18 protein-coding genes are annotated in these 18,734 nt (G+C 64.5%); 7 read left to right on the top strand and 11 right to left on the bottom strand.

Annotated elements, in window-relative coordinates; all coding sequences use genetic code 11:
- The 4 genes from AO684_RS06735 to mutM all read right to left on the bottom strand — a co-directional run.
- Window positions 1–242: DnaA N-terminal domain-containing protein (locus AO684_RS06735; protein ID WP_304437863.1), on the bottom strand; the 242-nt coding region annotated here is incomplete at its 3' end.
- Between the two features lie 511 nt (window positions 243–753).
- The gene (gene rpsT, locus AO684_RS06730; RefSeq protein ID WP_054301982.1) at window positions 754–1,020 is read right to left on the bottom strand and encodes a 30S ribosomal protein S20; all 267 of its coding nucleotides are present in this window, start codon (window positions 1,018–1,020) and stop codon (window positions 754–756) included.
- Between the two features lie 149 nt (window positions 1,021–1,169).
- Window positions 1,170–1,946, bottom strand: a complete 777-nt coding sequence (locus tag AO684_RS06725; RefSeq protein ID WP_054301981.1) for an enoyl-CoA hydratase — start codon at window positions 1,944–1,946, stop codon at window positions 1,170–1,172.
- A gap of 72 nt (window positions 1,947–2,018) precedes the next feature.
- Window positions 2,019–2,870, bottom strand: a complete 852-nt coding sequence (gene mutM / locus AO684_RS06720) for a bifunctional DNA-formamidopyrimidine glycosylase/DNA-(apurinic or apyrimidinic site) lyase (protein WP_054301980.1) — start codon at window positions 2,868–2,870, stop codon at window positions 2,019–2,021.
- A gap of 94 nt (window positions 2,871–2,964) precedes the next feature.
- Here mutM and ubiE point away from each other — a divergent pair, with 94 nt between their 5' ends.
- Together ubiE and ubiB are read left to right on the top strand one after the other, a co-directional pair.
- The gene (ubiE, locus tag AO684_RS06715; RefSeq protein ID WP_054301984.1) at window positions 2,965–3,714 is read left to right on the top strand and encodes a bifunctional demethylmenaquinone methyltransferase/2-methoxy-6-polyprenyl-1,4-benzoquinol methylase UbiE; all 750 of its coding nucleotides are present in this window, start codon (window positions 2,965–2,967) and stop codon (window positions 3,712–3,714) included.
- Window positions 3,714–5,237 carry a 2-polyprenylphenol 6-hydroxylase gene (gene ubiB, locus AO684_RS06710; RefSeq protein WP_054301979.1) on the top strand — a complete coding sequence of 508 codons (1,524 nt, stop codon included), beginning with the start codon at window positions 3,714–3,716 and terminating at the stop codon, window positions 5,235–5,237. Before ubiE ends, ubiB begins: the two co-directional genes overlap by 1 nt.
- A gap of 6 nt (window positions 5,238–5,243) precedes the next feature.
- On the opposite strand, the gene AO684_RS06705 is transcribed toward ubiB, so the two are convergent.
- The 6 genes from AO684_RS06705 to AO684_RS06680 all read right to left on the bottom strand — a co-directional run bounded on the left by AO684_RS06705 (window position 5,244) and on the right by AO684_RS06680 (window position 12,417).
- Window positions 5,244–6,905: a Na/Pi cotransporter family protein gene (locus AO684_RS06705; protein ID WP_054301978.1), complete on the bottom strand. Its 1,662-nt coding sequence runs from the start codon at window positions 6,903–6,905 to the stop codon at window positions 5,244–5,246.
- A gap of 269 nt (window positions 6,906–7,174) precedes the next feature.
- The gene (locus AO684_RS06700) at window positions 7,175–8,599 is read right to left on the bottom strand and encodes an FAD-binding oxidoreductase (RefSeq protein WP_054301977.1); all 1,425 of its coding nucleotides are present in this window, start codon (window positions 8,597–8,599) and stop codon (window positions 7,175–7,177) included.
- A gap of 2 nt (window positions 8,600–8,601) precedes the next feature.
- A complete protein-coding gene (gene dapA / locus AO684_RS06695; RefSeq protein ID WP_054301976.1) occupies window positions 8,602–9,501 on the bottom strand; it encodes a 4-hydroxy-tetrahydrodipicolinate synthase in 900 nt (299 codons plus the stop codon).
- A 23-nt stretch (window positions 9,502–9,524) separates the two neighbouring features.
- A complete protein-coding gene (locus tag AO684_RS06690; protein WP_054301975.1) occupies window positions 9,525–10,826 on the bottom strand; it encodes a TRAP transporter large permease in 1,302 nt (433 codons plus the stop codon).
- 3 nt (window positions 10,827–10,829) lie between these two features.
- Window positions 10,830–11,345: a TRAP transporter small permease gene (locus AO684_RS06685; protein ID WP_054301974.1), complete on the bottom strand. Its 516-nt coding sequence runs from the start codon at window positions 11,343–11,345 to the stop codon at window positions 10,830–10,832.
- Between the two features lie 46 nt (window positions 11,346–11,391).
- On the bottom strand, window positions 11,392–12,417 hold the full coding sequence (locus AO684_RS06680; protein WP_054301973.1) for a TRAP transporter substrate-binding protein: 1,026 nt from the start codon (window positions 12,415–12,417) through the stop codon (window positions 11,392–11,394).
- A gap of 266 nt (window positions 12,418–12,683) precedes the next feature.
- Here AO684_RS06680 and AO684_RS06675 point away from each other — a divergent pair, with 266 nt between their 5' ends.
- Together AO684_RS06675 and AO684_RS06670 are read left to right on the top strand one after the other, a co-directional pair.
- Window positions 12,684–13,307: a helix-turn-helix domain-containing protein gene (locus AO684_RS06675; protein ID WP_054301972.1), complete on the top strand. Its 624-nt coding sequence runs from the start codon at window positions 12,684–12,686 to the stop codon at window positions 13,305–13,307.
- Between the two features lies 1 nt (window position 13,308).
- Window positions 13,309–14,427 carry an alpha-hydroxy acid oxidase gene (locus tag AO684_RS06670; protein ID WP_054301971.1) on the top strand — a complete coding sequence of 373 codons (1,119 nt, stop codon included), beginning with the start codon at window positions 13,309–13,311 and terminating at the stop codon, window positions 14,425–14,427.
- Here the strand turns inward: AO684_RS06670 and maiA are convergent.
- Window positions 14,403–15,041: a maleylacetoacetate isomerase gene (gene maiA, locus AO684_RS06665; protein ID WP_054301970.1), complete on the bottom strand. Its 639-nt coding sequence runs from the start codon at window positions 15,039–15,041 to the stop codon at window positions 14,403–14,405. The genes AO684_RS06670 and maiA overlap by 25 nt on opposite strands.
- A 160-nt stretch (window positions 15,042–15,201) precedes the next feature.
- Here maiA and hmgA point away from each other — a divergent pair, with 160 nt between their 5' ends.
- The 3 genes from hmgA to AO684_RS06650 form a co-directional block, all read left to right on the top strand.
- Window positions 15,202–16,566, top strand: a complete 1,365-nt coding sequence (gene hmgA / locus AO684_RS06660) for a homogentisate 1,2-dioxygenase (protein ID WP_054301983.1) — start codon at window positions 15,202–15,204, stop codon at window positions 16,564–16,566.
- Entirely contained in the window at window positions 16,563–17,798 is a 1,236-nt protein-coding gene (fahA, locus tag AO684_RS06655) for a fumarylacetoacetase (RefSeq protein ID WP_054301969.1), read from the top strand. The genes hmgA and fahA overlap by 4 nt, the downstream gene beginning before the upstream one ends.
- 3 nt (window positions 17,799–17,801) lie before the next feature.
- Window positions 17,802–18,734, top strand: a 933-nt coding sequence (locus AO684_RS06650; protein ID WP_054301968.1) for an MBL fold metallo-hydrolase, incomplete at its 3' end; no start/stop codon positions are given.

The raw sequence follows: 18,734 nt of genomic DNA, 5'->3' as shown, positions 1-18,734 counted from the left end.
GCGGAACCCACGGCAAATTCCAAGCGGACGATCTCGGCCCCGGCTGCGTTCAGATGGGTGCGGATATGTTCGCCATAGTTGCGCGACACCCAGTCACCGAAGAAGGTGGTCGGCACTTCGAAATGCGCGACGCCGTTCTTCAGCGCGGAAAGCTTCAGCGGCTCGATCCAGGTCGTGTAGTTGTGCTTGCCCAGCCTTTTTTCCAGTTGCTCACGAATCTCGCCCCAAGTCTCGTTTGTCATTCTCTTTTCAACCCGTCCCGTGCCGTTCTTTTGGCTACGTTGGGGCGCATACGGCGCCCGATCCCCACATACTTCGCGGCAATGCCGCGCGCTTTTCGCGTGATCAGGGGGGAACGACGGGCACGCCACGGCCGGAAGCTCCGGTCATGTGCGCCAAATGGCGTATTCTGCGCAAAAATAGCGCAGGCCATGTCATAAGTGACCGCGATCAAAGCCCGGTTCCCTGCATGGGCAGCATGCAGGGCGGCAGCCCGTGGATTCGGATCACGATCTTGGTTGTCCCCCAGGACAGCGGAATCGCAGGGCCAAGCTAGCCCGCCGCACGCGGCGCCTGCAACCGAACTTCGTTGTTGACAGAACTTTGTGGCAGCGAATCCCGAGTCGCGTGCAAACGTGCCACGAACCCATGAAGAAACGCTGAAAATGCGTGAAAATGGGCTTGAAAACGCAAAAAGCGCGCCATTTGGCGCGCTTAGGGCGTGACCTTCATGTCACGGCAGATTCGGGCAGATCAGGCGTTCAGAGCCTTCACGCGCGAGGCCAGACGCGACATTTTGCGCGCCACGGTGTTCTTGTGCAGCACGCCTTTGGTGACGCCGCGGGCCAGTTCCGGCTGGGCATTCTTCAGGGCTTCGGCGGCAGCGGTCTGGTCGCCCGAGGCAATGGCTTCCTCGACCTTGCGCAGGTAGGTACGGATGCGCGAGCGGCGGGCCTTGTTGACGGCATAACGCGCTTCGGACTGACGGGCGCGTTTCTTGGACTGGGGCGTATTGGCCATGGGCTGAATCCTTCGGGTCGTATGTTGCGGTTGCTGCAATAGACCCAAGGCAACCGTCCCCTCGGGGAAGGTCATGATTCTTGCCTAAGCGGGCCCACGCGCATGTACCGTGGGCCTATAGGTCAGATTCCCGGCGAAGGGAAGTGGAATCAGCGGTCGCGGAACTGCGGCTGCCGCTTTTCAAGGAAGGCGGCCATGCCTTCCTTCTGATCCTCGGTCGCGAACAGGGCATGGAACACCCGGCGTTCGAACAGGATGCCCTCGCGCAGCGTGGTTTCATAGCTGCGGTTCACGCATTCCTTCACCGCCATGCTGGTCAGCATGGATTTCTCGGCGATCTTGGCGGCGGCCTTCTTCGCTTCTGTCAGCAGATCCTTGGCGGGGACCACGCGACTGACCAGGCCCGAGCGTTCGGCCTCGGCGGCATCCATGAAGCGGCCGGTCAGGTGCATGTCCATCGACTTCGACTTGCCGACAAAGCGGGTCAGGCGCTGGGTGCCGCCGATTCCGGCCACCACGCCAAGGTTGATCTCGGGCTGGCCAAATTTCGCGGTGTCCGAGGCGATGATGAAATCACAGGCCATGGCCAGTTCGCAGCCGCCGCCCAGCGCATAGCCGGAAACGGCCGCAATGATCGGCTTGCGGGTGCGCATGATGGCGTCGGATTCGCGGGCGAAGAAATCCTCGCCGAACATTTCGACAAAGGATTTTTCCGACATTTCCTTGATGTCGGCCCCGGCGGCAAAGGCTTTTTCCGATCCGGTGATCACGATGCAGCGCACCGAATCGTCCTTGTCGGCCTCACCCAGCGCCACCGCCAGTTCGGAAAGCAGCTTGCTGTTCAGCGCATTCAGCGCGTCCGGCCGGTTCAGGCGGATCAGCGCGATATAATCCTCGATCTCGACGATCAGCGTTTCATAGGCCATGCGGAGGCTCCCCTTTGGTCTGGGCCGAGTCCTATCAGCCTCACGGAAACGTGCAAGCCCGCAGTCCCGACGTTACTTCTGGCAGACGGGGCAGAAGAAGCTTGACCGCCCCGATTGCACTATCCGGTGCAGATGTGCCGTGCAATCGGGCGTCGTGCAGGGCTGACCCTCGCGGTCATAGACCCGGAAACTGTGCTGGAAATAGCCCAGTTCGCCATCGGCTTGCCGGTAATCCTTCAGCGACGAGCCGCCCGCCTCGATCGCTTCGGCCAGAACCTCGCGGATCAGCGGCACAAGGCGCGCGGCCTCTGCGGGCGAAATGTCGCGCGCAAAGCGGGCAGGGTGGATACCGGCGCGGAACAGCACCTCGCAGACGTAGATGTTCCCCAGCCCCGCCACCAGGTGTTGATCCAGCAGTGCCGATTTGACTGGCGTGGCACGGCCTTTCAGGCGGGAGGCCAGATAATGCTCGTGGAAATCGTTGCCCAGAGGCTCCGGCCCCAGCACGGACAACAGCGGATGCGCCTCGGCCCCCGCCGTCGGCAGCAGATCCATCGCGCCAAAGCGGCGGGCATCGTTAAAGGTGACGCGGGCGCCCCCATCCATATCCAGCACGACATGATCATGCTTGGCAGGCGCGGGGTGGTCATGGTGAAAACCGCCCACCTGCGTCCCGGAAATCAACATGCGCCCCGACATGCCCAGATGGATCAGCAGCGTCTCGCCGGTCGAAAGATCGGCCAGGATGTATTTTGACCGACGCCGCAGGGTGTTCACCCTGGCCCCGGTCAGCCGGTCGGCCATGCCGGGCGGGAAGGGCCAGCGCAGGTCGGGGCGGTTCACCTGCGCGCGGGCGATCACCTGCCCCTCCATCACCGGCAAAAGGCCACGGCGGACGGTTTCAACCTCGGGCAGTTCGGGCATGGTTTCCCCTTCGGACAGATCGGCGCATTGCGGCGGGCGCGCTCTGGCCTATAAGGGGGTCCAGCGCCGCGACGGCAAGCCCTGCGAGTATCCGATGACCGACGATCAGAAAACCACCCATTTCGGCTTTCAGACGGTGAATGAGGCCGAAAAGGCCGGGATGGTGCATGGTGTCTTCACCCGCGTCGCCAGCAAATACGACGTGATGAACGACGCCATGAGCCTTGGCATCCACCGCATCTGGAAGGATGCGATGATGGACTGGCTGGCCCCGCGTCCGGGGACGAAGCTTCTGGATGTGGCGGGCGGCACGGGCGATGTGTCCTTCCGCTATCTCAAGCGCGCGCCGGGCGCCCATGCCACCGTGCTGGACATGACCGAGTCGATGCTCGTCGAAGGCCGTCAGCGGGCCGAGGCGGAAAGCATGGCCGACCGGCTGGATTGGGTGGTGGGCGATGCGATGGCGCTGCCCTTCAAGGCCAATACCTTCGATGTCTACACGATCAGCTTCGGCATCCGGAACGTGACCCGCGTGCAGGATGCGCTGAACGAGGCGTTCCGTGTGCTGCGCCCCGGCGGGCGGCTGATGGTGCTGGAATTCAGTCAGATCCCCAATGATCTGATGCAGAAAGCCTATGACCTTTACAGCTTCAACCTGATCCCGGTGATGGGGCAGGTGATCGCGGGGGACCGTGACAGCTATCAGTATCTGGTGGAAAGCATCCGTAAGTTTCCTGATCAGGAAACCTTTGCCGGGATGATCCGGCAGGCGGGCTTCGGGCAGGTGAAGTATCGCAACCTGACCATGGGCATTGCCGCGCTGCATTCCGGCTGGAAGATCTGATGCGCGGGCCGCACAACATCATCCGCCTCGTACGGACGCTGGCCACGATGGAACGCACGGGCGCCATCGGGCAGGTTCTGGCTGCGATGGATGCGCCGCCGCGTCTGCGTGCCGTCGCACGCGTGCTGGGCTGGCCGTTCAAATGGCTGGGGCTGAAGGGCGACCCTTCGCTGCCGCCGACGACCCGCGCGCTGACCGCGCTGGGTCCGGCCTATATCAAGTTCGGCCAGATCCTTTCGACCCGCCCTGACATCGTGGGTGAGGAACTGGCCGAGCAGCTGAAATACCTGCAAGACAAGCTGCCCCCCTTCCCGGTGGAAACCGCCAAGCGGATGGTGGAGGACGAGTTGGGTATCTCGGTCCCGGCGGAGTTCAGCGAATTTTCCGAACCTGTGGCTGCCGCCTCTATCGCGCAGGTGCATCGTGCGCGTCTGGCCGATACCGGCGAGGAAGTGGCGGTCAAGGTCTTGCGTCCGGGCATCGAACGCGCCTTTCGCAAGGACATTGATGCCTTCTGGTTCGCCGCGCAGGCGATCGAACTGATCTCGCCCGCCTCGCGCCGGTTGCGGCCCAAGGATGTCATCGCCCATTTCGAGGGCGTGGTGATGGGCGAACTTGACCTGCGGCTGGAAGCCGCCGCCGCCGCCGAATTTGCGGCCAATACCGAAGGCGATGCGGGATTCCGGGTGCCGAAACCCGTCTGGGCGCTGTCCAGCCGCAATGTGATGACGCTGGGCTGGGCCGAGGGTATCGCGCTGGCCGACAATGCCGCGCTGGATGCTGCCGGGCATGACCGCGTGGCGCTGGGCGCGCGGGTGCTGGAACTGTTCCTGAGCCATGCGCTGCGCGACGGCTATTTCCACGCCGACATGCATCAGGGCAACCTGAAGGTCGGGGCCGATGGTGCGATCATCGCCTATGATTTCGGGATCATGGGGCGGCTGGATGACTATACCCGCCGCGTTTATGCCGAGATCCTGTTCGGCTTCATCCGCAAGGATTACCGCCGCGTCGCCGAGGTGCATTTTGAGGCCGGCTATGTGCCCGCGGACCGCGACATCGACGAATTTGCACGCGCGCTGCGCGTGGTGGGCGAGCCGATCTTCGGCATGGACGCCAGCCGCATTTCGATGGCGCGGCTGCTGGCCTATCTGTTCGAGGTGACGGAACGCTTCGGAATGCAGACCCGGACCGAGCTTATCCTGTTGCAGCGCACCATGGTGGTGGTTGAGGGCGTGGCGCGTGGTCTGGACCCGCATATCAACATCTGGCAGGTCGCCCACCCGGTGGTCGAGGGCTATATCAAGACCAACATCGGCCCTCGCGCCCTGTTGCGCGATCTGGTGCAGACGGCGCAGGTTCTGGGCCGGTTCGGTCCGAAATTGCCCGCCCTGGTCGAGGCGCAGCTTGTGCGTCAGTCGCGCCCGGAGGCAGAGCCGAAACGCCCGCTGCATCCCGCGCTCTGGATGCTGGCGGGGGGCGCGCTGGTCGGGGCAGGTGTGGTTCTGGGCGCGCTGGTCTGAGGCGGTTCAGCTTGCCTTGCTGAGCCGACTCGACAGCAGGTCGCCGGTTTCCGACAGGATCGGATAGGCGATCATGGTGAAGGCCGAGTTCACCTGTTTCAGCGCGCGCAATGTCTCCTGATGCACGCTTGAGGTCTCGATGCTTTCGGAAAGCCCCTCGCGCAGTCGTTCCAGATGCGACCGCTGCAACTGTTGTTCCAGATCGCGCACATGGTCCTTTTCCTCGACCAGCGCGCGGGCGGCATCGGGGTTCAGCGTCATCAGCACGTTCAGCGCGGCCTGCGCGTTAGACAGGACACGGTCGTGGAAATCGCATAGCTCCTTCCAGCCGGTCGTGGAAAAGCGCGTGCCCTCCTGATCCAGCCGCTTGGCCAGACCCACGATGGAATCGCTGATCGTGTTGCTGGCGCCATCCATGTTGACTGCCATTTCCGCCAGTTCCATCACACGGCCATTGGTATCCTCATCCGGTGCCGCGCGCTGGATGCGGGCCAGATACAGCTTCACCTCAAGGTGCATCCGGCTGATTTCGGCCTCTTTGGTCTTGATGGCGGCGGCCGTGTCGTCATCCCATTTCTGGAAAAGCGAGATGACGGGCCGCAGCATTGCCTCGACCATCTCGCCCATCATCAGCACCTCGCGTGCGGTGCAGGCCAGCGCCCGGTCAGGCTTGGTCAATGCCACCGGGTCGAGCGCGGACAGCCGGGTCAGTTGCGCAGCATCAGCTGGGGCCTGCACCCAGGCGGATACCGCACGCAGGATTGGGCCAACGAGCGGCAGCGCGATCAGGGCCAGTGCAAGGTTGAACAGCAGATGCAGGTTGATCACCTGCCGGGCGGGCGTGGTGCCGATCATTTCCAGCGGTGGCGCCAGCAGCAGCAGCAGGATCAGTGCAATCAGGGCCCCGCCGCCGCGCAGCACCAGATTGGCAAGGATTACCCGCCGTGCCGCAAGTTCTGCGCCGAGTGTCAGCATATAGGCGATAACTGCACCGCCCAGATTGGCGCCCAGCACCATGGCGACGCCCGCCGTGACAGGCAGCACGCCCTGCGCCGCCAGTGTGACGAACAGCAGCACCGCTGCGACCGAGGAATACATCATCCACGCCAGTAACGCGCCGATGACGAAGGCCGTCATCGGATCGCCGCCCAGATAGCCCATGGCCGCAACCAGCGCCGGGCTGTCCCGCAACGGCTCTGTCGCATCGCGCAGCATCGACAGGGACACGAAAACCAGCGCCAGCCCGATCAGGATGCGCCCGCCCATACGCGAATGACGCTGTTTGCCCTTCAGGAACAGCCCGACCCCGCCGATCAGCAAGAGCGGCACCAGCCAGTCGGCGCGGGTCATCAGAAGCTGCGCCACGATGGCCGACCCCACATCGGCGCCCAGCATGGTCGCCAGCCCCGCCACCGCAGGAAGCGCGCCGGAGGCCACGAAATTCGCGGTCAGAATCGCAACGGCGGTAGAGCTTTGCAGCAGAACCGCCGCCATGATGCCGATGCCGGCAGAGAAAAGCCGGTTCTCCGCCCCATGCCGCAACAGCTTGCGCAATTGCACTGACCAACCACGCTCCACCCCGGTGCGCACAAGGCGCACCGCCCACAGCAGCAGCGCGGCAGCGCCGGAAACATGGATCAGGAACAGCAGGGGAGAGCTTTCGGTCATCTTGTCTCTTGATCCGCGGCCAATTCGGCCTTGCTACGGCAGCCTGTCATAAAAACGTTACAAAGCCCGGTGTAGCCTGATGAGCGGCAGGGGTCGACCCGCCGGGCGATCCGGCTTCAGGCTGGGCAACCGGGGCATCTTCGTGCATCCGGCTTTTGCGCGTTTTGCAAGCATATTGCCGCGCTTCTGCGCGCTTTACCAGCGTTCAGATTGCAAAAGCGGATCGCACACGGGGCGATCCGCTGTCCGGGCCTTGGGTCGGGGGGCGTTCAGCCGCCGGGTGGCAGCAATGCGCCGGGATTCATCAGGCCCTGCGGGTCAAAGACCGCCCTGATCCCCGCCATCAGCTCCAGCCGCACAGGATCGACGAGCCGCGCCATTTCCTCCGTCAGCTTGCGGCCGATGCCATGTTCGGCGGAAAAACTGCCGCCATGGGCGATGGCCACGTCGTGAATGGCACGCTCGACCTCCAGTTCCATCGCCTCCTTGTCGGGGAGGGCGGTCCAGAAATCACGCGGGAACATCAGGATGTAGTGTACATTGCCATCGGCCAGATGCGCGACGATGGCGCGTTCGGCCTGCGGAAACCGCGCGGCGGCCACGCGGTCGGCATCGGCGATGAAGCCCGCCACCTCGGAGGGTCGGACCGAAGTATCCAGTACCACGCCCACCCCGGTCAGCTTGTTCGCCTCGGTTACCGAGTGACGGAAATGCCAGATGTTTTCGGCCTGCGCCTCGTTCTGGGCAACCACCGCATCGGCGATCAACCCTTCGTCCATCGCTGTCGCGAGCAGGGTTTCAAGCTGCGCCACAAGGGCGTCTTTGGCACGCGAGGATGCCAGTTGCACCATCAGCGACCAGTCAGGAAGCGCCGCCAGCGGCATGCGGATGTCAGGGAAGTGGCGCACCACATAGCTGGCTTCCGCACGGTCGATCAGTTCCAATGCCTCGACCAGAGTGCCGAAAGCGGCACGGATGCGCGTCGCCACCTCCAGCGCCTGATTGACCGAGGCGAAGCCCAGCCAGCAATCGGCGCGGCTTTGCATCCGGGGCGCAAGGCGCAGCACCGCGCCGGTAATCACGCCCAGGGTGCCCTCGGACCCGGCGACAAGCTGAGTCATGGAATAGCCGGTGTTGTTCTTGCGCAGACCACCCAGATCGGACAGCACGCGCCCGTCGGCCAGCACCAGTTCCACCCCCGCCACCAGATCACGCATCGCGCCATAGCGCAGCACGCCGGTGCCGCCTGCATTGGTCGCGATCAGACCGCCGATCTGCGCCGTGCCCTCAGACCCAAGGTAAAGCGGGAATTGCAGGTTCAGCTTTTCGGCCTCGGCATGGACCTCGGCCAGCGTCATCCCCGCATCGACGGTTAGCAGGCCGGAATGCAGGTCGGCCTGCCGCAACCGGCGCATCCGTTTCAGCCCGATCACCACCCCCGCCTGCGGCACCGCGCCATAGCAAAGGCCGGTGTTGCCCCCCTGCGGGAACACCGCGATGCCGCGTGCCGTGACCGCCCGGATGGCCGCCGCGGCTTCTTCTGTCGTGGCAGGCAGCAGGACGGCAAGCGCCGTGCCGCTGCGACGGGCACGAAAATCGGTGACATAGGGGGCAATGTCCGCCGCTTCGGTCAGCAGCCCCTTCGGCCCGAGGATCGCGGCAAGTTCGGACAGCAGCGCGGAATCGGCGGTCATGGTCAGGCGGCCTCACTTTGCCCGATGCGGCCCAGAACGGCGGTCAGCATCGCCATCGTCTCGGCCGAAGGGGCAGTCAGCGGCAGGCGCACCGGGCCGACATCCTGCCCGGCCATCTTCATCAGCGCCTTCAGCGGGCCGGGATTGGTTTCGCGGTAGATCGCCGTCAGCACCGGGTCGATGCGGTGCTGCATCTCCAGCGCCCCGGCCAGATCGCCGCTGCGGGCAAGGTCAAAGACCTTGATCCAGTATTCCGGGTAAAGCGAGGCCGAGGCCAGCACGCCACCCTTCGCACCCAGTGCGACATGGGTGGCGAACAGCGGCTCTTCACCGCTGAGCACGGCAAGCTGGTCGCCCGCCTCGCGCAGCGTGGCGATGAAGCCCGGCACGTCGTAGTTGGAGAATTTCATGCCAATGATCGTGCCATCTTCGGCCAGACGGCCATAGGTTTCCGGGCTCAGCCCCGCATTGGTGCGGCGCGGAATTTCATAGGCCATGAGCGGCAGGTCCACCACATCGCGGTAGCGGGCGAAATAGGCGCGCATGCCTTCCTGCGGGCCGACGGCGTAGTAGGGTGTCACCAGCATCAGACCGGCAGCCCCCGCCGCAAGAAAATCGTGCCCGGCCTCCAGTGCATCCTCATAGCCGGTAGAAAGCACACCGGGCAGCACCGGGGCGCCGCCTGCTGCCTCGACACAGGCCGAAACCACGCCCGCGCGTTCCCCCCGCGACAGGGCCGGGTATTCGCCGGTGCCGCCGATCGGCACGATCCCGGTGGCGCCCGCCGCAAGCTGCCGCTTCACCAGCGCCTTGACCGCCTCGTAATCCACCGCGCCGTCGGCGGTGAAGGGCGTCACGATGGCGGTGAACAGCCCGTGCAGGTCATCCTTGGTCAAAGTCATGGTCTTGGTCCTTGGTCTAACGATCAGAGAAAGCCCAGCAGTCGCGGCAGCGTCAGCGAAATCGCCGGGACATAGGTCACCAGCAACAGCACCACGAGGTTGGAGCAGAGGAAGGGCAGCGAGGCGCGCACGATCCGCCCGAGCGAAACGCCCGAGATCGACGAGCCGAGGTAAAGCGCCAGGCCGTAGGGGGGTGTCATCAGCCCGATCATCACGTTCATCACCATGATGACGCCGAAATGCACCGGATCGACGCCCATCTGTGCGAGGATCGGGGTGAACAGCGGCGCGAACAGCAGCAGCTGCACGGAATCGCCAATCCACAGCCCGTTGATGAGGAAGAAGATGTTCAGCGCCAGCAGCAGCATCCAGGGTTGCAGGTTATAGGCCGCCACCAGATCGCCCAACTGGTTCGGCAGCCGTTCATTCGCCAGCACCCAGGAAATGATCGTGGCGAAACCGACGATCAGGTAAACCGAGGCCGAGGTGCGCGCCGAACGGTCGAGGATGGCCCACAGCGCCTTGAGGCTGAGGTTGCGATAGGCCAGAAAACCCACCAGCAGCGCATAGGCCACGGCCACCGCCGCCGCCTCGGTCGCGGTGAAGATGCCCGAGATGATGCCGCCGATGATGATCATCGGCATGAAGATGGCGAAGAACGCGTTGCCGACGATGTTCAGCGCCACCGCCAGCGTCAGGTTGGCGATGGGATTGGCCTTGAAGCCGAACCGCCGCGCCATGACGAAGATCAGCGCCATCTGGCCCAGCCCCAGCATGATGCCCGGTACGGCACCCGCAAGGAACAGCGCCGCGACTGAGGTGTTGGTCAGCGCCGAGAACATGATCAGCGGGATCGAAGGCGGGATGATCGGCCCCTGAATGGCGGAGCTGACAGTCAGAGCGGCCGAGAAATCCTTGTCGTAGCCGTCTTTCTCCATCATCTCGATCTCGACCGGACCCAGCGCCGAAATGTCGGCCAGCGCCGAGCCGGAGACGCCCGCGAACATCATGGACCCCACGACGTTCACATAGGCCAGCCCGCCGCGCAGCCGCCCGACCAGCAGGCGCGACAGGTTCACCAGCCGCTCGGTCATGCCGATGGCGCTCATGATCTCGCCCGCAATGATGAACAGCGGGATCGACAGCCAGATGAACACATCCATCCCGGTGAAGAACTTGTGGGCGTAGATATCCAGCATGTCGGTCATGCCGGGTTTCACGAAGAAATAGGCAAGACCCGCAAACCCGATGGCAAAGATCACGGGACTGCCCAGAAGCATCAGCGCCAGTAACAGGCCGACGATGGCAAGAAGCGGCTGGTCCATCGGTCAGATCTCCGAATTCAGGATGGAGGGGCCGGTATCGACCGGGCCGCGGATCAGATCGCGCAGCGTCAGCACCAGCATGTGAAACAGCATCAGGGCGGCGCCGACCGGGACCGAGAGGTAGATCCAGAAGAACGAGATTCCCAGCGTGACCGCCTGACGGCGCTGACCGAACAGCGCATTCTCAAAGCCTTTCCAGACCAGAACCGCCAGCATCGCCGCCAGCATCAGGCGGAAGGCTGCGTTGCGGTAGCCCAGCAGCCGTTGCGGCCAGAAGTGATCGAAGAAATCGACGCGCACCAGCTGGTCGTCGCGCACCAGCAGGCTGCCCGCCAGCATCACGACCCAGACCATCAGGTAACGCGAGACTTCCTCGGGCCAGGGCAGCGAAAAGCCGAAGGCATAGCGCAGCACAACCTGAAGAAACAGCACGCCGAAGATGATCAGCAGCAGAACCCGCGCGACGGCGGAGGTGACCCACGACAGGACCGTGGCAAGGCGTTCAAGTAGCGGAAGCATGGGCACCCCGAGGGAAGGGGCGGGCGGCGAACCGCCCACCGTTGGCTCAGTTGGCCTGCGCGGCGGCGACGGCGGCGGTCAGCTCGTCAATGATTTCCTGCCCCGTGGTCTGGGCCAGGATCTTGGCCACCGGCCCGCGCGCTGCATCGACGAATTGCTGGAACTCTTCCGGCGTCGGCTGGTAGATTTCCACCCCGGCTTTGCGGATCACGGCCAGATCCTGCGATTCCTTCGCGGCGATCACGCCCAGCATGGCAAAGGCGGCCTCATCGGCGGCGGCCTTGAAGGCGCGCTTGTCCTCTTCGGGCAGAGCCTTCCAGTAATCCTCGTTGATAGTGATCAGCGGCATGTTGATCAGGTGGTGATCCAGCGTGTAATATTTCTGCACCTCCTGCAAATTCGCCATCAGCATCGTGTAGGGCGCGTTTTCCTGCCCGTCGACAACGCCGGTCTGAAGCGCGCTGTACAGTTCGGCCCAGGCAATCGGCGTGGGCGAGGCGCCCAGAGCCTCGACCATGGCGACGTGAATTGGCACCTGCTGTGTGCGCATCTTCATGCCTTTCATGTCGGCGGGCGACTTGATCAGCTTGGTCGAGGACGAGAAGTTGCGGAAGGCCGAGGGCAGATAGGCAAGGATGCGCACGCCCGATTGTTCGGCGACCAGATCAGACAGCTTCTGCCCGAACGGCCCGTTCAGCACCTCACGCGCCACGGCGGTCGAGGGAAAGCTGTAGGGCAGCTCCAGCACCGACGCGACAGGCGCATAGGCGGCAAGGTGCCCGGCATTCAGCCCGCCCACCATTTGCAGCGAACCGCGGACGTTCTGTTCGGCCAGCGACTCCAGATCGCCCATCTGGCCGTTGGGAAACACCTGCACCTCATATTTGCCGCCGGTCTGCGCGGCGAGCGAGCTGGAGAAAACCTCTGTATAGGTCCAGTAGGTATTGGCCAGCAGATCGCCTTCGCCATCGACATGGGCGAAGCGCACGGTTTCGGCATGGGCCGCGACCCCCCCGATGATCAGGGCGCAAGCAGTCATTGCGCCAAGGCGCATCTTACGGAAATAGCTCATATATTTTCCCCGTCGGCTTTGGATTTCGTTGTGGCGGCTGTTCCGCGCCTGGGAAAAAGCCTGTGCAAAAATTCTCGTTTCGTCAATAATTTTATTATACGAAAACTGCATTTCCTTTTTGACCGATGTTTCGCTAAGATGCATGCATGGGTGAGGAACACCCCGCGAAGACCGTCAGCGCGGTCCGGCATAAGCCTTCGGGTGAAGCGGGTTACGCGAAATATTGATCCGGCCCGGGTGACAGGGCGCTGTTTGAAAGGTGTGCAATGCTGGTCAGCGGTCAGACGCTTCTGAGTCAGACGGAAACGCTTGCGGCAAGCGAGCCTGCGGAGCCCGCCGAAGAGGCGATCGGCGAGCGAATCATCGGTCTGCGCAAGACCCGCGGGCTGACGCTTCAGGAATGCGCGCGCCTGTCCGGTGTGGCCGCCTCCACCCTGTCGAAGATCGAGCGCAACGAACTGTCGCCCACCGTTTCAACTCTTGTGAAAATTGCATCGGGTTTCGGTGTCGAGCCCGCCGAACTGCTGGCGCCCAGCCGGGTCGCTACCGCGCCGGGGCGCCGCGCGGTCAGCCGTCAGGGCGAGGGCAAGGCGCATACCTCGCAATCCTGCCAGAACCGCCTGCTGTGCAGCGAACTGAAGAACAAGCGCATGGTGCCGGTGCGCACGCGTGTGACCGCCCGGAGCACAACCGATTACCCGGTCTGGCCGCAATCGGACGCCGAAATCTTCCTCTGGGTCGTTTCGGGCCGGATGTTGCTGCACTCCAAAGTCTATGAGCCGCTGGAACTCGGCCCCGGCGATTCCGTCTATTACGACGGCAATGTCCCGCATTGCTGGACGACGGCAGGGGACGAAGATGCCGAGGTCATCTGGGTGGTGAGCGCCTGAAATGGCGACCTTCCTCAGTTTCGATGCGGCCCGGTGCCATGCGCGCCGTCGCCTGCCGCGCGGGCTGTTCGATTACATCGACCGGGGCGTGGGTGAGGAAGCCAGCCTGCGGGCCTTGCGTACCCGGCTGGATGCGGCCGGGATCGTGCCGCAGGTCTTGCAGGGGCGCACCGGGCCGGACACCGGCTGCACCCTGTTCGGCCAGCGATACGCTGCCCCCTTCATCATCGCCCCCACAGCCATGGCCGGGCTGGTGCATCGGCAGGGCGAGGCCGCACTGGCGCGGGCGGCCGGGGCGGCGGGCATCCCGTTTTCCCTGTCCACCCAATCGGTCAGCGGGGTGGATGATATCGCCCGCGCCGCGCCCGAAACTGCAATCTGGATGCAGATTTACCTCTGGCGTGAGCTGAGCTTCACCGAGGCGCTGCTGGCCAGGGCCCGAAATGCCGGGGTGCGGGTGCTGGTGATGACGGTCGACACGCCCGCCGGGGCGCGCAAGGAATGGAACCTGCAAAGCGGCTTCAACATGCCTTTTCGCATTTGCGCGCGCAGCCTGACCGATCTTGCGCTGCGCCCCAACTGGCTGGCCGGGGTGATGCTGCCGCAAGTGCTGCGTGGAGGTATCCCGCAGATGGACAATTATCCCGAAGGCATGCGCCCGCGCCTGATTGGCCCGCCCGTCGATCCGCGCCTGTCGCTGATGCCGGGACTGAACTGGGATCACGTTGCCTGGCTGCGCGACCGCTGGTCCGGCACGCTGATCCTGAAGGGCATCCTGTCGCCCGACGATGCACGGCGCGCGGCTGAGGCCGGTGCTGACGGCATTGTCGTTTCCTCGCACGGCGCCCGGAATTTCGACGCCGCCCCTGCGCCCATCGACGTCCTGCCGCAGATCATCAGCGCGGTTGCGGGGCGCCTGACTGTTCTGGCGGACAGCGGCGTGAAGCGTGGCCTTGATGTCCTGCGCTATACCACACGCGGGGCGCGGAGTGTCATGCTCGGCCGGCTGCCGCTCTGGGCGCTGGCCTCGGGCGGCGAGGCCGGTGTGCACGAGATGCTGGCCGTCCTGCGTACCGAATATGCCGAGGCGCTGAACTACCTGCCGCCCGCTGAGGCCTGATGCGGCGCGAGGTTTGGATGAGCGTTAGCGAATGGTTTGAGGTTTTCGAGGAATGTTGTGATGCGGTTGAGGTTTGGGAGATTTTTGAGATCGATGTTCCATCTGCGTGCGTTGTAGATTTGTGGGACGAGGCAGATGTCGGCGAGCGTGAGGGTTTGTCCGATGCAGTGGTTTCCGGTGTCGACCATGTTTTCGAGGGCGATGAGGCCCGGAGTGATCATGTCACGCATCCAGGTTTCCATAGTGATGCCGCCGTTTGACTGCGCGACTGCGTAGCGGGCGACGCGGAGGTTGCAGACGGGGTGGATATCCATGGCGATGGCATGTGCGACGGCGCGGATGCGGGCGCGGTTGGCGGCGGGTCCCGGGAGGAGGCCGAGGCCGCGGGTCTCGTCGAGATATTCGATGATGGCGAGGGATTGGGTGAGGGTGAGGTCGTCGATTTCGAGGACGGGGACGAGGCCCTGCGGGTTTCGGGCCAGGTGCTCCGGGTCGCACTGCTGGCCTGTGGTCAGGTCGACGGGGAGGCTGTGCCAGGAGAGGCCGGCGAGGCCGAGGGCGATGCGCAGGCGGTAGCTGGCGGAGGAGCGCCAGTAGTCGAAGAGGCGGATCATGGGCGGCGCTCCTGGCGGTGTTCTGTCCTGCGGGCTGCGGGTCAGGGTCCGGGGGGTCGGGTCTGTTCGTTGCATTTGCAATAAATAGCTTGACTTTGTTGCATATGCAACTAATTATCCGCACATCCTGCCGGAGGGCAGCATGAACGGAGGCCGCGCCATGACGAACCAGACCCTGCCGGGCGGGATGATCCGCTCGACTGCCGTGACCGGCCCGCATGCGGGTTACATGCCGGGCTTTGGCAATGACTTCGAGACCGAGGCGCTGCCGGGGGCGCTGCCGCAGGGGCAGAACAGCCCGCAGAAGTGTGAATACGGTCTTTATGCCGAGCAGCTTTCGGGCACGGCCTTCACGGCGCCGCGGGGGCAGAACGAACGGACCTGGTGCTACCGGATCCGGCCTTCGGTGAAACATGTGGGCCGGTTCACGAAGATCGCGGTGCCTTACTGGAAATCGGCGCCGCATATCGACCCGGATGTGATCTCGCTGGGGCAGTACCGCTGGGACCCTGTGCCGGTGGGGGACGGGGCGCTGACCTGGATCACGGGGATGCGTACGATGACGACGGCGGGGGATGTGAACACGCAGGTGGGCATGGCGAGCCATGTCTATCTGGTGACGCAGTCGATGGAGGACGAGTATTTCTTCTCGGCCGACAGCGAATTGCTGGTGGTGCCGCAGGAGGGCAGGCTGCGCTTCTGCACGGAACTGGGCATCATTGACCTGGAGCCGAAGGAGATTGCCATCATCCCGCGCGGTCTGGTCTACCGGGTGGAACTGCCGGACGGCCCGGCGCGGGGCTTCGTGTGCGAGAATTACGGCCAGAAGTTCGACCTGCCGGGCCGCGGCCCGATCGGGGCGAACTGCCTTGCCAATCCGCGCGACTTCAAATGCCCGGTGGCGGCCTTCGAGGACCGCGCGGCCCGCAGCCGCGTGGTGATCAAATGGTGCGGCCAGTTCCACGAGACCTTCATCGACCACAGCCCGCTGGATGTGGTGGCCTGGCACGGCAATTACTGCGCCTACAAATACGACCTGCGCACCTACAGCCCGGTGGGCGCCATCCTGTTCGACCATCCCGATCCGTCGATCTTCACGGTTCTGACCGCGCCCTCGGGGCAGGAGGGGACGGCGAACATCGACTTCGTGCTGTTCCGCGACCGCTGGATGGTGGCCGAGCACAGCTTCCGCCCGCCATGGTATCACAAGAACATCATGTCCGAGCTGATGGGCAACATCTATGGCATCTATGATGCGAAACCGCAGGGTTTTGTGCCGGGGGGCATCTCGCTGCACAACATGATGCTGCCGCACGGGCCGGATCGCAACGCCTTCGAACATGGGTCGAACGAGCCGATGGTGCCGCATTACCAGGCCGAGACCATGCAGTTCATGTTCGAGACCCGCTTCCCGCAGCATCTGACGGAATTTGCCGCGAAAGAGGCGCCGCTGCAGGACGATTACGTCGATTGCTGGGACAGCCTTGAAAAGAAATTCGACGGCACGCCGGGGATCAAGGCATGACGCAGCAAAGCTGGCTGGCCTCGGCGCAGGGCGACACCGACTTCCCGATCCAGAACCTGCCCTGTGGCGTCTTCGACGATGGCCGGGGCGCGCGGATGGGGGTGGCCATCGGGGATATGATCCTCGATGTGGGCGCGGTGGATCACGGGCTGGACCCGGCGCTGTTCGCGGCCCCCGCCTGGAATGCGGTGATGGCGGCGGGGCCTGCGGTCTGGGCGGCGCTGCGGGCACGGCTGACCGACCTTTTGTCGGACCCGGCGCATCGTGCCATGGTGGCGCCGCATCTGGTGCCGCAGGCGGGCGCGCGGCTGCTGATGCCCTTCGCGGTGGCGGAATATACCGATTTCTACGCCGGCAAGAACCATGCGGTGAATGTGGGCACCATGTTCCGCGGCGCCGAGAATGCGCTGCCGCCGAACTGGCTGTCGATCCCGATCGGCTATAACGGCCGGGCCTCGTCGGTGGTGGTCTCGGGCACGCCGGTCACCCGGCCCTGGGGGCAGGTGAAGGGGCCGGACGAGGCGCTGCCGCGCCTTGCGCCCTCGGCGCGGTTCGATCTGGAACTGGAGATGGGCGCCATCGTCGGCCAGCCGTCGCAGGGCATGGTCTCGGTGGCCGAGGCCGACGAGATGATCTTCGGCTATGTGCTGCTGAACGACTGGTCGGCGCGTGATATCCAGGCCTGGGAATACCAGCCGCTCGGGCCGTTCCAGGCCAAGGCGACGGCGACGACGATCAGCCCCTGGATCGTGATGAAAGCGGCGCTGGAGCCGTTCCGCGTGGCGACGCCCGCGCGCGAACGCCCGCTGCTGCCCTATCTGCGCGAGCCGGGGCCGATGCTTTACGACATCGGACTGACGGTCAGCCTCGCCCCCGGGGGCAAGGCCGAGACCGTGATCGCGCGCACCAATTACCGCGAGATGTATTATTCGGCGGCGCAGCAGCTGGCGCATCACACGACCTCGGGCTGTGCGATGCGGGTGGGCGATCTGCTGGGGTCGGGCACCATCTCGGGCACCGCGAAGGACGCGCGCGGCTCGCTGCTGGAGCTGAGCTGGGGCGGGAAGGAACCGCTGACGCTGGAGACCGGCGAAACGCGCAGCTTCCTTCAGGACGGCGATACGCTGGTCTTGCGCGGCGCGGCGCAGGGCGCGGGCTACCGCATCGGATTTGGCGATTGCGCGGGGCAGGTGCTGCCCGCCATCGAACTGCCCGGCTGGGCGAAGGAGTGAACCATGGCCAAGGCCTTTGCCTCGCAGGGCGACCTGTCTGAAAAGAAGATCAGCTTCACCGAAATCGGCGAGGGGCTTTACGCCTTCACCGCCGAGGGTGACCCCAATACCGGCGTGATCATCGGCGATGAGTCCGTGATGATCGTCGAGGCGCAGGCGACGCCGCGTCTGGCGCGCAAGGTCATCGACTGCGTGCGCTCGGTCACCGACAAGCCGATCAGCCATGTCGTGCTGACGCATTACCACGCGGTGCGGGTGCTGGGCGCCAGCGCCTATGGCGCGCGGGAAATCATCATGTCCGACGTGGCCGCCGCCATGGTCGAGGAGCGCGGGCAGGAGGACTGGGACAGCGAGTTCGGCCGCTTCCCGCGTCTGTTCCAGGGGCACGAGGAAATCCCCGGCCTGACCCGCCCGACCACCACCTTCTCCGACAGCATGACGGTCTGGCTCGGCCGCCGCCGGGTGGACATCATGAAGCTCGGCCGCGCCCATACCGCCGGTGACGCGGTGATCTGGGTGCCCGATCAGGAGGTGATGTTCACCGGCGATATCGTCGAATACCATTCCGCCTGCTATTGCGGCGACGGCCACTTCACGGACTGGCCCGAAACGCTCGCCAATATCGCGGCCTTTGAGCCCCGCGCCATCGCGCCCGGCCGCGGCGACGCGCTGGTGGGCGAGGAGATGGTCGCCAAAGCCATCGCCAATACCGCAGACTTCATCCGCTCCACCTACAAACCCGTCGAACGCGTCGTCGCCCGCGGCGGCTCCCTCAAAGAAGCATGGGACGCCGTCCGCGCCGCCTGCGACCCCAAATTCGCAAACTACGCCATCTACGAACACTGCCTCCCCTTCAACGTCGCCCGCGCATACGACGAAGCAAAAGGCATCGACACTCCCAAAATCTGGACCGCAACCCGAGATCAACAAATGTGG

This window comes from Gemmobacter sp. LW-1 (assembly GCF_001303875.1).
In the GTDB taxonomy this organism is placed as follows: Bacteria; Pseudomonadota; Alphaproteobacteria; order Rhodobacterales; family Rhodobacteraceae; genus Gemmobacter; species Gemmobacter caeni.
The sequence above is the reverse complement of the archived record's forward strand: the minus strand, read 5'-3'. Positions and strand labels throughout refer to the sequence as shown.